The sequence below is a fragment of the Achromobacter sp. ACM05 genome (genome assembly GCF_019218915.1).
Classification (GTDB): domain Bacteria; phylum Pseudomonadota; class Gammaproteobacteria; order Burkholderiales; family Burkholderiaceae_B; genus Achromobacter; species Achromobacter animicus.
The window spans coordinates 462,870-476,139 of the sequence record NZ_JAHUWQ010000003.1 but is presented as its reverse complement, the minus strand read 5'-3'; the positions used below and the strand labels follow the sequence as shown (position 1 = coordinate 476,139).

14 protein-coding genes are annotated in these 13,270 nt (G+C 68.3%); all 14 read right to left on the bottom strand.

Going from position 1 to position 13,270, the window contains the following annotated elements:
* Nucleotides 1-22 precede the first annotated feature (22 nt).
* The gene (locus tag KW836_RS20660; protein WP_218344614.1) at nt 23-2,065 is read right to left on the bottom strand and encodes a TadG family pilus assembly protein; all 2,043 of its coding nucleotides are present in this window, start codon (nt 2,063-2,065) and stop codon (nt 23-25) included.
* Between the two features lie 102 nt (nt 2,066-2,167).
* Nucleotides 2,168-2,611, bottom strand: coding sequence for a DUF3613 domain-containing protein (locus KW836_RS20655; protein ID WP_218344613.1), 444 nt, complete (start codon nt 2,609-2,611; stop codon nt 2,168-2,170).
* A 22-nt stretch (nt 2,612-2,633) separates the two neighbouring features.
* Nucleotides 2,634-3,482: a tetratricopeptide repeat protein gene (locus KW836_RS20650; RefSeq protein WP_218344786.1), complete on the bottom strand. Its 849-nt coding sequence runs from the start codon at nt 3,480-3,482 to the stop codon at nt 2,634-2,636.
* Between the two features lie 11 nt (nt 3,483-3,493).
* Nucleotides 3,494-4,486: a type II secretion system F family protein gene (locus tag KW836_RS20645; RefSeq protein WP_218344612.1), complete on the bottom strand. Its 993-nt coding sequence runs from the start codon at nt 4,484-4,486 to the stop codon at nt 3,494-3,496.
* Between the two features lie 13 nt (nt 4,487-4,499).
* Nucleotides 4,500-5,423 carry a type II secretion system F family protein gene (locus tag KW836_RS20640; RefSeq protein WP_175123675.1) on the bottom strand — a complete coding sequence of 308 codons (924 nt, stop codon included), beginning with the start codon at nt 5,421-5,423 and terminating at the stop codon, nt 4,500-4,502.
* The gene (locus tag KW836_RS20635) at nt 5,423-6,781 is read right to left on the bottom strand and encodes a CpaF family protein (RefSeq protein ID WP_218344611.1); all 1,359 of its coding nucleotides are present in this window, start codon (nt 6,779-6,781) and stop codon (nt 5,423-5,425) included. The genes KW836_RS20640 and KW836_RS20635 overlap by 1 nt, the downstream gene beginning before the upstream one ends.
* 50 nt (nt 6,782-6,831) lie before the next feature.
* Nucleotides 6,832-8,148: a pilus assembly protein CpaE gene (locus tag KW836_RS20630; protein ID WP_175123677.1), complete on the bottom strand. Its 1,317-nt coding sequence runs from the start codon at nt 8,146-8,148 to the stop codon at nt 6,832-6,834.
* A complete protein-coding gene (locus KW836_RS20625) occupies nt 8,145-9,506 on the bottom strand; it encodes a pilus assembly protein N-terminal domain-containing protein (RefSeq protein ID WP_218344610.1) in 1,362 nt (453 codons plus the stop codon). The genes KW836_RS20630 and KW836_RS20625 overlap by 4 nt, the downstream gene beginning before the upstream one ends.
* A 64-nt stretch (nt 9,507-9,570) precedes the next feature.
* Nucleotides 9,571-10,545, bottom strand: a complete 975-nt coding sequence (gene cpaB, locus KW836_RS20620; protein ID WP_218344609.1) for a Flp pilus assembly protein CpaB — start codon at nt 10,543-10,545, stop codon at nt 9,571-9,573.
* On the bottom strand, nt 10,542-11,033 hold the full coding sequence (locus tag KW836_RS20615; RefSeq protein ID WP_218344608.1) for a TadE family protein: 492 nt from the start codon (nt 11,031-11,033) through the stop codon (nt 10,542-10,544). The genes cpaB and KW836_RS20615 overlap by 4 nt, the downstream gene beginning before the upstream one ends.
* Before the next feature lies 1 nt (nt 11,034).
* Entirely contained in the window at nt 11,035-11,496 is a 462-nt protein-coding gene (locus KW836_RS20610) for a TadE/TadG family type IV pilus assembly protein (RefSeq protein ID WP_175123681.1), read from the bottom strand.
* Complete coding sequence (locus KW836_RS20605) at nt 11,442-11,963, bottom strand: prepilin peptidase (protein ID WP_218344607.1); 522 nt, start codon at nt 11,961-11,963, stop codon at nt 11,442-11,444. Before KW836_RS20605 ends, KW836_RS20610 begins: the two co-directional genes overlap by 55 nt.
* A gap of 133 nt (nt 11,964-12,096) precedes the next feature.
* On the bottom strand, nt 12,097-12,309 hold the full coding sequence (locus KW836_RS20600) for a Flp family type IVb pilin (protein ID WP_056563247.1): 213 nt from the start codon (nt 12,307-12,309) through the stop codon (nt 12,097-12,099).
* Between the two features lie 121 nt (nt 12,310-12,430).
* On the bottom strand, nt 12,431-13,261 hold the full coding sequence (locus KW836_RS20595; RefSeq protein WP_218344606.1) for an MHYT domain-containing protein: 831 nt from the start codon (nt 13,259-13,261) through the stop codon (nt 12,431-12,433).
* Between the last annotated feature and the right edge of the window lie 9 nt (nt 13,262-13,270).

Here is a 13,270-nt window from a genome sequence, read left to right as displayed (position 1 = left end):
ATGGAATTCAGGAGCGTTGTCATCAGTACACCAGGCGCGGTTTGCCGCAATCCACGGATATCAGGGCGACGTCGGTCTGGCCGACGCTCAGGCCCAGCACGTCGAGCAATTGCTGCAGCACCACGGACAGCGAGCTGAGCAAGGGGTCCAGCAGCACCATGACGACCGACAGCACGCCTCCGACCTGGCCGCTGCCGTTCAGGGCGAGCGTGCCGACCGCGTTGACCCGGCACTGCCGGATCGCATCCGGCGTCAGCGCCAGCGCGCACGTCACATCGCTGATGGGCGCCAGCAGCAGCGAGTTCAGAATGCCGCCCACCAGTTGCAGCGTGCCGCCCAGCACCCCGGTCAGGCCGCCGGTAGTCAAGCGCGCGCTCAACTGGTCCATCGCGGTCTTGGACCACTGCATGTCGTTGACCACCTTGGAGATCGTCTTGCCCGCGTTGTTCTTGTCGCCGCCCACCAACTGGGTCGCCAGGTCCTTGCGCTGCGCTTCGGTCAATGGCGTGCCGGTGTTGAAGAGGTCGCCCAGGATGCCGCCGATCAGCGCGTCCGTGAGGTTGGCGGCCAGCTTGGACAGGTTTACGTTCGTGGCGTTGACGGTGGCCGTGGCGTTGGGCGATGGCGGCTCGGTCAGCGTGACCGAAACGGGCGCCGTCGAACTGAACACCGGCAGCGTCACCCGCGCCGTGAGCGGCAGGATGCCCAGCACGTTCAGGACCTGATGGCGGCCGATTGCGGTGAACGCGCTGGGTTCGCAGCGATTGGTAAGCGACTGGAAGTTTGCGGCGCTGCTGTCGGTGGCCGACGTCATGCCGGGAAAGCGCCCCAGGCAGACGCTGGCTGCGGCCGACGTTACGTCGATCACCGCCTGGTTTTCCTGCAGCGGCGCCTCGCACAGCTTGCGCAGCGTGCCCGTCGATTGCGCCACGTCGATGATGATGGGCAGGTCCACCTTGGTGTTCAGGGTGTTGGCCAGCAAGGGGCCGACCAGCGGAATGTTGGTGGTGTTGACGCGCAGATAGACGCGGATCCCGGCGCTGATCGCCTGCGTGCCCACGCCGCCCACGCCCACGGATGGCGGCTCGACGATGCGCACACGCGCGTCCAGGCCAAGCAACGGCACACTCAGTCCCAGATTGATCAGGTTGCTGCCGTTGGCGATGACCAAGGCGGTTTCCAGGACGTTGAGCGCGTTGACCTCGGCCTGCAACGCGGCGCGGGCGTCGCCGCCCGCAACGTGCAGATCCAGCACACCGCCGTCGCCCAGCAGTTTCACCGGCAGGTTCAGCGGCATCACGGCCAGGACGGTGTTGATGGCGTTGCGCAGCAGCGCCACGTCGGCGGTGGCCGTTGCCTGTTTGTCGATGACGCTGAGCGTCGCGTTCAGCAACTGACCCAGCGTCAGGGTGTTGAGCGCGGCCAATTGTTCGGGCGTGCCCACGCCGGCCACGGCCGACAGCGGCAGGCCCAGCGCTTCCAGCAGGCCGGCCGGCGTGATGTTGACGTTGGCCAGCCCCGCGGCATCCAGCACGTCCAGTTGCGACGGCGAAGCACCCGCCGTCGCCAACAGCTGCGACAGCAACCCGCCGCGCTCCAGCCGCAGGAGGCGCGATCCCACCGTGAAGGCGGCCACCGGCGGCGTGCGGGTCGCCACCGCCGCGGCCGACGCCGTGACGCCGTCCACGCCGGGAACCAGATTGGCCAGCTGCTTGCGCACCGCCACCCGCACCGCGTTGTAGGCCTGCCCGCCCGCCGCGTCGAACACGTGCATGCCGCTGGCGTCGGACCGCGCCGGATCCCACACCTTGCACTCCACCGTCAGGTCGGCGGCCGTGAACGTGTCAAGAATGTCGGGCAGATTGGCCAGGGCGGATGCGCGGCCTGCGGCGGCGGCGCGCGTGCAGTCCGCGCTGGCGCCCAGATTCAGGACCTGCACCGCCGACAACGCGGCCAGATCCGCCGCCTTCTGCATCTCGCGCTTCATGTAGGCCCCGTAGCCCAACTGCAGCACGCCCAGCAACACCACCGCCACCAGCACCGCGAACACGGCGGCGACGGTCATGCTGCCGCGTTGCCGCGGCGGCGGAGGGAAACGTTGATGGCCGGCTGACATGCGCTTGCGACTCCGTCTGGGCATGCGGCGGGAGCGCCCCGCCGAGGGGAGCTATTGGACGTTGGGGATTTCCACGTTCCGGTCGAACCACACGGGAATGGGCTGCTTGAAGCTTTCCACGTAGCGGTTCCACGCGGCCGTGGAGACCGGCCCCAGCACGGGCAACGCATTGCCGGCCCGCCGTCCGTCGGCCTGCGCGGCAAGCAGCCCGCGCGTCACGTCGCCGAAGGCCTCCGGCGCGGCGGGGGCCGAAGAAGCGGCCGATGCCGTCGTCGCCGTTGCCGCAGTTGGCGCCGCCGGCATCGGCGTCTGCACCTGCTGCACCACCGGCCTGTCCGGCATGGCGGTCGGGGACGCCGCGGCGTCCGGCACGGCTGCGCCCGGCGCGGCGGACATGCCGCCCGTCAACGGCGCATTCGTCTGCGCGTGTGCCGCAGAAGGCGCCATCGCGGCGCAGGCCAGCATCAAAAGCGCGTGCGGAAGGGAACGGATCATGGCGGATATCCTGAACATTGGGTTAACGCACGATGGGACCATTGCCCAGCCCGTCCATCAGCGGGCTCATCCTGGGCAACACAACCTGCTCGCCGCTGGACACCCGGGTGGCCGACGCGGAAGACGCGCTTGGCGCCGGCGCCAACTGGCCACGAATCTCGGCGGCCATGCGCAGCACCTGTCCACGCGCCTCCTCGCCCAGTTGCGCGCGCGCCATCACCTGCTGCGCGCGCAGCGCATCGCCCTCCACCAGCAGCAGCACCGCCAGATTCGCCAGCACCTTGCCGCTATCGGGCGTCAACTCCGCCGCCTGCCCCAGCGGCACGCGCGCGCCCGCCGGATCGCCCGCGCGCAGCCGCGCATAGCCCAGGTCGCCGAGGATCCGCGCGTCCATGGGCGACTGCCGGGCCGCCCGCCCCAGGTAGTCCGCCGCCTGGTCGAACTGCCCGCGCCCGCCGGCGATGAGGCCCAGGCCATGCCAGCCCTCGGCCGCCTGATCGGTGGTGGTCAACGCGCGGTAGGCCGCTTCGCTTAACGCGGTCTGGCCGGTCTGGCGCAGCGCCTCGGCGCGCAGGACGGCCACGCGCGGATCATTGCCGAACTTCTGCTGAAAGCCATCGATATACGCCAGCGACGCGAAGTAGCGGTCCTGCCGCTGCGCCTCGACGATCAGGGACAGCATCAGCTCCGGCTCCTTGGGCCGCCGCTTGTTCTCGGCCTCGTCCTCCTGCTGCCGCATCAGCGCCTGCTCCTGCTGCTGTTGCTGGATCAGTTGCCAGGCGGATTCCGCCTTGTTGGTCTGGCATCCGGCAAGACCCGCGCCAATGACCAGCGCCGTGAGCACAAGCCCCCAGCGCGACCGGTTTTCCATTCTTCCGTCCATCACATCCCTCCCATGCGCGACAAGCCGCGCAACACCGCGATAAACCCCGCGCCGCCCGTCACGATCAACAAGGCGGGCAGCAGCGTCACGATCATGACGCCGGTCATCTTGACCGTGGTCTTGCCCACCTTCTCCTTCAGCTCCAGGCGCCGCTTGTCCCGCAGGCGCTCGCCGAAGCGGTTCAGCGGCTCCTGCACGGCGCCTCCGTGCTGATCCACCTGCGCGATCAGGCGGCAGATGGCGGACAGGTCGTCGTTGTCAAAACCCGTGGCCATGCGGGCCAGCGATTGTTCGCGCGTGCGCCCGCGCACATACAGTTCCGAGGCCAGCCGCAATTCCGAAGCCAGCACCGGCAGCACCTGGCCGAACTCCTTGACCAGCACCTGCAGGCTCTGGTCGATCGACAAGCCGACGCCCTGCAAGAGACGCAACAGGTCGATCAGCAAAGGCAGCTCGTCGGCGGCCTGACGGCGGCGGCGCGCCAGGCGGCGCTGCACGATCCACTTGGGCAGCATGTAGCCGATGGCAAACGCCACGAATCCCGCGACAAACGCGCGCAACGGCATCTGCGGCAACTGCTTGTGCCAGTCCAGCAAAATCACGGCCACCGGCAAGACCAGCGCCAGGCCAAACCTGACCAGCACGAAGCGCGAACGCGCGGTGCCGGGCTGGGAGTAGCCAGCCATGTCGACCAGCTTGCGGTCTTCGGCGGCCAGCAGCGCGTCGGCGAGCCGGCCTTCGCTCAGGCGCTTGCCGAACGTATCGGCCACACGCGCCGCCGCGGCCAGCCTGCCGCGTCTTTCTTCTCTGGGCGCCGCGGATGCCGCTGCGCCTTCCCGCGCCGCCAGCGCCTGATCCACCACCTGGCGGCTGCGATCCTGGCTGCGCAGACGCCGCGCCATGCCCAGGCCCAGCACCACCAGACCCGCCGCCACCAGCATCAGCGCCATCGCCAGCACGGTGTTCGCGTTCAAGGATTGGAGGGTGTCCATGCGCCGCCTCCCCTCAAATGGCCTTGGCCATGCGATACAGCCAATAGCAGCCGCCGATCTGCAGGCAGACCGCGGTCAGCAGCATCTTGAAGCCCTGCGGGTCTTCCCACAGGCCCATGAACAGGTTGTTGTTGGCGACGATGATGAAGCCGGCCACGCCCACGGGCAGCAGCGCCAGGATCCAGGCGGACAGCCGGACCTCTGCCGAGCTTGCCGTCAGCTCATTGCGTGCCTGGGCGACATCGCGCATGAAGGCCGCCATGCGCTCCAGCACCTGATCGCTGCGCCCGCCAAAGCGCATCGCCAGCGAGACCACTGCCGCCACCATGTACAGCTCCTTCAGCCCGTACATGCGGGACACGTGCGCCAGCGCCGCGTCCAGTTCTTTCGAGCTGCTCAGGCTGGCGGCCGTCTCCACCACTTCGCGCAGCGGCTCATCGGTGGCGGCCGCCGCCGTGCGGAATGCCGCGGCGATGCTGTTGCCGATGGTCAAGAGGCGCACGATGTTGTCCAGGAACGCGGGCAACTGCGAAATCATCCGGCGCTGACGCTTGTCGGCCCTCAGCCATAGCAGGAAGTACGCAAACACGGCCAGCAGCAGGAACGTCACAGCGCCCGACAGCGGTCCCAGAAAGGCCCACGCCAGCGCCCCGCCCGCGACGACAGGCAGCGCGATGCGCAGGTAAAGGCCGACGCTTTGCCGCAGGCCGGCCAGCCGCAGCAGACGGTCCCAGCCGGCGTGGCCGCTGCGGAACTCGCGCGCGTTCTCGGCAAAGGGCGCGTCGCCCGCCGTCTCTTCGCGGCCGCGCGCCAACTGGCTGTCCAGGAACGCGGAACTGGCGGCCCGGCGCGCGCTGCGGTCGGCGTGGCGCCACAGCAGCACCGCGCCCACGGCCAGCACCGCCGCCAGACTCAACAGCGCCATCACGTCCTGCATCAGCGCCTCCGGCTCCAGAAGCCGCCGCCGCCATCGCGGTCGTCCGGCGCGTTGTCGTTGGCGCGCGCCTCGTTGCGCAGCTTGGCCAGCTTGGGCGTGTGGGGATGGATGCCCAGCCAGTTCCAGCGATCCCGTTCCTCGCCATCCGGCGTCGCAAACGGGTCGTGGCGGTACAGCTCCTGCGTGGAGATGACGTTGTCGCCCATGCCGGTGATCTCGGTCACCGACAGCACGCGGCGCTTGCCGTTGGACAGGCGGCCGATCTGCACAATGAAATCCAGCGCGCTGGCAATCTGGCGCCGCAGGCTGTCCTCGCTGCCCTGGAATCCGGCAAAGCCGGCCAGCATCTCGATCCGGTACAGGCATTCGCGCGGCGAGTTCGCGTGGATGGTGGCCATCGACCCTTCGTGGCCGGTGTTCATGGCCTGCAGCATGTCCATGACCTCGGCGCCGCGCACTTCGCCCACCACCACGCGGTCCGGCCGCATCCGCAGGCTGTTGCGGATGAGTTCGCGGATGGTCACCGCGCCGCTGCCGTCAAAGCCGCCCTGGCGCGATTCCAGCCGCACCACGTGCGGATGGTTGAGCGACAGTTCCGCGGTGTCCTCCACCGTCACCACGCGCTCGTTCTCAGGGATGAAGAACGCCAGCGCGTTCAGCAGCGACGTCTTGCCCGAGCTGGTGCCGCCGGACACCAGGATGTTGCAGCGGTTCTTCACGGCCTCGTTCAGCAGCCGGTAGATCGCTTCGTCGAAGGTGCCCAGCGTCAGCAGGTCCGCCGGTTTGAGCGGGTCCTGCCGGAACTTGCGGATCGACACCATGGGACCGTCCACCGCCAGCGGCTCGATCACCACGTTCAGCCGGCCGCCGTCGGGCAGGCGCGCATCCACCATCGGGCTGGACTCGTCCAGCCGGCGGCCGATGGGCGCCAGGATTCGGCGCACGATGCGCAGCACATGCTGGTTGTCGGTAAAGCGCAGCGACTCGCGGGCCAGCACGCCGCGGCGCGAGACAAAGACGTTGTCGTAGCCGTTGATCAGGATGTCTTCCACGGCCGGATCCGCGAGCAGGTCTTCCAGCGGCCCCAGGCCCGCCAGCTCCTTGGTCAGCGCCTCCGCGATGGCGCGCATTTCGCTTTCGTTGATCGCGACGCGGCGCATCCGCACGAAGCTCGCGACCTCGATGTCCACGAATTCCTGAATGGCCGATCGCGCCCACCGGCCGAATTCCGCACCCAGTTCCTCGATGCGGGACAGCAGATGCTCGTAGGCCGCCGTCTTCACTTCCTGGTAGCGGTCTGACGTCGAGAAGCCTTTGTCGCCGTCGCCGCCGAACTCTATCGTCGCTGTCATGATCATGTCGGATTCCGTAACCGTCCGTCTGTTTCGCCGTCAGGCGCTGTTGGCCTTCAGCCGATCACCATGCGGCGATGCACGCCGGGCAGCCAGGTCGCCAGCCAGCTTGCGTGCCCGCCGGGCGAGGTTTCCTCGGCGCACAGGCGTTCGGCCAGCGTCTGCACCGCGCGCACGTAGACGTCGCGCTCGGCCTCTTCGTGCAGCAGATGGCCGCGGTTGGTGCACACCATCAGCGGCAGCGTGCGGTCCGGCAGCGTGCCCACGAGTTCCAGGTTGAAGCGCTCAGAAATCTGCTTGGCCGTCATGCCGTAGCGCTCGTCATAGCGGTTGACGATGAGGCCAAGGGTGGAACGGTCCACGTGTAGTTGCTCCAGCTCCTGCAGCAGCCCGGCCAGCGACACCAGCGCGCCCACGCTCTGGTCGGTCACGATCCAGTTCAGCTGCGAGTTGCGCGCCAGGCCCGACACGAACTCGGCATTGGTGAAGCCGCCCGCGTCGGCCACGACCACCGAGAAATGCTGGCGCATGCGTTCAAACACCAGCAGCGAATCCGACTGCGACACCTCGCGCATCTGCCCCAGATCGCGCGGCAGCGACAGCACGCTCAGGCCATTGGCCGTGTGCGCCATCGCCGACCCGAGCAGCGTGGAATCGAGGCGGCGCAGATTGCGCGCCGCTTCGGCGAAATCGAAGTCGCCACCGATGTTCAGGTACAGCTGGCAATCGCCCACGGGCCAGCCCAGGTCCATCAGCGCCACGCGGCTGGACAACGGCAGCGGCTCGCCCGGCGGTTGGGAAGCTTTGGCGGCGCGCTGGTTGTGCGCCAGTTTCAGGCGGTCCTGCACCATGCCCGCCAGATGGACGGACAAGGTGCTGGTGCCCACGCCGGGACGCGCGCCCATCAGCACGACGCTGCGGCGCGTGCCGTCCGTGCGCCCGCCCGACGGCCGGTCGAGCACGCGCAGCACCACTTCGCGAACTTCCTGCGGCGCCACGGACGGATCGACGAAATCAACCGCGCCCGCACGCAGCGCGGCGATCGCGCCTTCCGGCTGGCTGACGTAGCCGACCGCCACGCGCGGCAGCGTTGGCGCGATGCGCGCCAGAAGGCGCGCCAGTTCGGCGGACTTGAACAGCTTGCCGGGTTCGTCGTCGCTCAGTGAGAAATCCAGGAACACCACCTGCGGCGCCAGCTCGGTCAGGCGCCGCGCCAATTCCTCGATGCGCGGCGACTCCTGGGTCAGCACGCCCAGGTCGCCCAACGCCATTCCCAATTGCGCGGCGATCGCACTGCCCTGAGAACAAAACAGGAACCGCGTGCCGTTCTGCAGGCCCACTCCTTCGCTGGCATGTGTCTTCATATTGGTCACCGTGAGAATCCCGGCATCTGTTGGCCGCTTGCCGGGCCGGTCAGGTAATAACCCCAGGCATTGAACGCCGTGTCGGTCTGCTCCTGCCGCGCGCCCGGCAGCGGCAGGGCCACGCCGCGCGCGATCGGGCGCACCAGGCGCGGCGTCACGACGATGACCAGTTCGGTGTCTTCCTGGGAATAGTCGACGCTGCGAAAGAACGCGCCGATGATGGGCAGGTCGCCCAGCATGGGCACCTTGTTGACCATCGCTTTCGTCTGGCGCGACACCAGGCCGCTGATCACGAAGCTTTCGCCATCGCCCAGTTCGACCATCGTGTCGGCGCGCCGTGTGCGCAGCGCCGGAATGATGGTGCTGGTGTCTTCGCTGGTGTTGATGGCGATGCCGTTGGTGTAGTCGAGCTCGCTGGCCTCGGGCGCCACCTTCAGCGCGATGCGGTCGCGCGACAGCACGGTGGGCGTGACGGTCAGGCCGATGCCGAAGGGCTTGAAGGTTACGTTGACGGTTCCCAGTCCGCCGGCTTGCGGAATCGGCAGCTCGCCGCCCGCCAGGAAGCTGGCGCTCTGGCCCGTCAGGGCGACAAGCGTGGGCTCTGCCAGCACGCGCGCCATGCCGTTGGTCTGCAAGAGGCGCAGGCGCGCGGCAAAGTTGTTGGAGTCATAGAACAGCGAAAAGCCCGATGCCAACGCGCCGCCCAGGCTGGCGGGCATGGTGGAGCTGCCGCCGCTCCAGGGGCCGTTGCTGGCCGTGAAGCTGATGCCGGCCGCCTTCATCACCGAACGCGACACTTCCACGACCTTCACTTCCACCTGCACGACGCCGCCCGTGCCGGCGGTGGACAGGTCCACCACATTCTTGTCGCCGCCCACGGCGGCGGCCGCCATGGTCGCCGAGGCGATCTGCCCGAGCGGCGATTCGGCGTGGCCCGACACGACCGCGTGGCCGTCCGCGATGTCCACGTTGGCGCCGCCGCCCAAACCACGGCTGGCCAGTGCGCCCTGCACGCCGCTGCCGACGCGCACGGTCCAGACCTGCGGCGCGGCGTTGCCGCCCGTCCAGACCTGCAGCCGCGTGGTGCCGGGCTTCTTGCCGTACAGCAGCACGGCGCCCGCGCGGTTGCCGGTAGCGGGCAGCACCTTTACATCGGCCACGTCCGGATCGCCGATGGCGATGCGCGACGGCGCGCCGTGGTCGAGCATGACGGTCTGTTGCTCTCTGACCGCCATTGAAATGTCGCGGGCCGGCGCGTTTGCGCCGGTCGCGGGGGCCGCGGTTTGTGCCAGGCTGGTTCCTTCGTGTGTCATCGCCGCGGCGGCCGACAGAAGGCAGATCATGGTAGTGCGCTGAAGTTTCTTCATAGTGCCGGATCTGATGATGGGATTCTTCGGCTGCGGGCCGCGCCTGGTGCGCCCGCCGCCCCGTTCAGTAGCGCACGTGCTCGGATTTGTCTCCTCGAATGATTTCCACCGTCCGGCCGCCGCCGGTCCCTTGAGGCCGGACTGCCGGCCGGGCTGCGGGAGCACGCGCGGCGGGCGCCAGAGCGGCGGCCGTGCTGCCATCGAGCTGTACCAAACTTTCGCCCGCGAAGGCGCGGTTCGGGCCCGTCAGCAGCGACTCGCGCTGCGCGGGCGTCAGATCCGCCCGCACCGGCAACACTGTGCCGCGCGGGGCGAACAGGGCCACATCCGGCATGCTGTCGTCGCCCACCGGCCGCAGGGCCAGCTGCAGGCGGCCCGCGCGGCTGGCCAGCATCAATTCGTTCACGCGATCCACCGGCACCGCCAGCACCGCGGTGCGCGCCGGCTGGCCCGGACCGCCTTGCTGCAAGGCAGGCTTCTCGTCCGGTCCTTCCACCGTGGCCTGGCCATAGGCCAGCACGCGCACCTGCGACTGCAACAGGCGCGCCTGGCCCGAGGCGACTTCGGGGCTTTTCTCGATCATGAAGAACACGTCCACCATGTCGCCCGGGACAATGCGGTTGCCCCCGCCGACAACCTCGTCCACCGCGATGGCGACGGCGCGCTCGCCCGTCTTGAGCTGGCGCGCCAACCCCTGCGTCAGCAGGCTGGGCACGATGGGATCGCCCACGGCAATATCCACTCTCGTCACCGCGCCATCCAGCGGCGCAACGTCGGCAAAGCCGCCGGACAACGCAGCCTGCCACTGCACCACCGTCAGCATTCTTGCGCTGTCGATGCGTGAACCGGCCGGGATCGCCTCGCGCGCCACAACCACCGGATACAGCTTGACCGGCTCGGCCGGCGCAACAGCCACCGGCGCCGGCGCCACGGTGGCCGCCGGGCGCGGCGGCGCCGACGCCAGACGCCAGGCCACGAACGCAAGCGCGACGCCCGCCACCAGCAACAATCCCGCGACGATCTTGCTCAGACTGCTCATGGCGTCCCCTGCGATATCTGCACGACAGCCTGCGAATGCAGCCTGCTTGGAATCCAGTTGCGGTTTGCGCCCGGCAAGGCGGTGACCAGGCCACGCACGGTCTCCAGCAGCGGCCAGGTCTGCGTGTTGTAGGTCATGGCGACGATGGCGCAGTCGGCCTGCGCCCCGCCTGCGCCGCTCCACGCGCACGGCGCGCGCGTAGCGCTGCACAGCACCGCCGATCCGGCGGAGAACGTTCGCATTGCCGCCACGCAGGCGATGGCCGGCACGTCGGACTGGCCGCTGAACCGCGCATGGACGGCGGCGCGCGCGCCGTCAGCGGCGGCGGCGGCCAATTGCTGCTGCATCCAGAACAGCGCACCGAATCCGACCACGCCGCAGATGAAGAGCAGCAGCGCCGTGAGCGTCAGCGAAAACTCCAGCGCCGCGATGCCGCGCTGGCGCGCGCGGGTCTTGATGCGGTTGAGGGTTTGCGGCGTCGCGCGCATGTCAGCTACCCCCGCCCAGAGCGTCGCCCAGATGCACCGTGGCACGAGCGCTCAGCACGCTGGAAGCCGGCATCAGCGCCGTGTTCAAAAATGGCACGGCCGGCAGGAGCGGATGGGCGCCGTACGCGTACGACACGTTGACTTCGACCTGATCCTGCGCCAGCGGCAAGCCGCTGCACGCGCCGCCGGCCGCGCTGGTCAGGGCGCCCGCACTGCCGCAGACCGCAACCTGTACGGGTCCGGCGGACATGGCGCTGATCCACGCCGCCTGCGACAGCGCCGATTCTCGTCCCGCTTCCGCCCGCGCCGATAGCGACGCGGTGCCCGGCTGCCACTGCAGGATCTTGCGCGCGCCGTCCTGCGCGGCGAGCGTCACGGAATGCTGCGCGGCGACCACCAGGGAATACGTCAGGATCCCGTAGAACACCAGGAAGAACACCACGAATACCAGGGCGAATTCCACGGAATAAGCGCCGCGCTGAAGGCGGCCAGGCCCAGATATGCGGCATAGGGAATCTGGCGCGCGCGGTTGCTCAGTGCCCAGACGCCCGACACGGCCAGATACAGCAAGCTGTGCAGACCGGCCAGCACGCTGGCCAGCACCAGAGTGACCATCAGCGGCGCAAAGCCCAGCAGCAATCCGAGCACGGCGATGGCCTTGATATCGCCGGCCCCCATCAGACGCCAGCGCCACAGCGGCAGGAAAAGCGCCGCAGTCAGAAATCCGGCCAGCGTCGGCAGCCATCCGCTCCATCGCGGCGGATAGGCCCAGCCGGACGCCAGCAAGGCCGCCAGCAGCCAAAGCAATTGGGCCGCGAATCCCACGACGATCAGCCGGTTGGGGACGCGGCGATGACGCAGATCGCCATGGATCAGCGCCAGAATCCAGCATGTGAACAACAGCCACCACAGCAGCACCCCTGGATACAAGGCTAGACCTTCCAAAAATCCGGTAACACGACAGGCGCGCCATGGCGGACGCAGCCCCCATCAACCAAACGAGGCCGGGTTGCGGCGTCGCGCTGCGGTGGCCCGACCACCGCAGCGCGATTCCGCTTGCGCCTCAGCCGGCGCCGCCAGCCGGCGGCGTGGTGCCGGTACCTGCCTTGGCGTTGTCCAGCTTGGTGCCAAGGTCCTCGAACATGCCTTTCAAGGAACCGGTAAAGGCGCCCACCGCCACAATGAGGGCCACCGCCACCATGCCTGCGATCAGCCCGTACTCCAGGGCGGTGATGCCGTCTTCGTCATTCCAGAACTGCGCAAGTGTTGCTTTCATAACAAGCTCCATGAGCATCGATTGACGACCGAGGCCGTTGTTGCGTGAACAGAACCAGCCCCTTCAAATCCTGAACCGCCCGCACGCCACTGCACTGCCGCGGCGGGGACCCAGGGACCTGCTAACCCGGCCCAGGTGAGGCGCCGGGAGATCTGTGCGGCGCCTCAGCAGGCGCCGATTCAATGATCGAGTCGATGCGCTGCGCCATGCGCGCGCGAAAGCGTTGGGAAGCCCGCTGCAAATGCCAGCGCATGAGCAGCAAGGTGACGATGGACAAGGCGAATGCGATATACGGCAGCATGGCGCCCCCGATATACCCGCCGGCGGCGTCATTGGCGGCGGTGCAGATAACCGCGCCGGCGGCCGCGCCGGTGTAATGCATGCCGCATACCGCGACGGCCATCAATATGGCGGCGCCGATGCGCTGGCGTTCATTCTGCGTATTGAATGCAAGCCAGAGTGCGGCGGTGGCCGCAATGACGGCAATCAGCACCGACAAGACCACCAGGGGAAGATTCCAGAGCAGAACCGCCGGCATGCGCGCGGCACTCATACCGACATAATGCATGGATGCCACGCCGAAGCCTGCGGCGCACCCGCCGATCAGGCAACGGATAAAAGTGAATCGGTCGCGTCCGACATACCAGAAGGCCCAACCGGAAAACCCGGCGGCTACCAGAAAGCTGAGTATGGTCAGCCCCATCTGATAACCGACTTCAAACGGCAGGTTCTGCGCCAGCATGCCGATGAAATGCATGCTCCAGATACCCACGCCGCCCATCGCCACCGCGCCGATGACGACATAGCCGAGGCGGATCTCGCCGTCCTGCGTTTCGGCGCGGATGCCCGCCGCCGCCAGCAGGGCGACGTACGAACCCAGGGCCGCGATCAGGAACGACAGCGCAACCAGGCCGCTATCGAAGGAGAGCGGGACGATGTCGCCCGGGCTCATGAAAGCTCC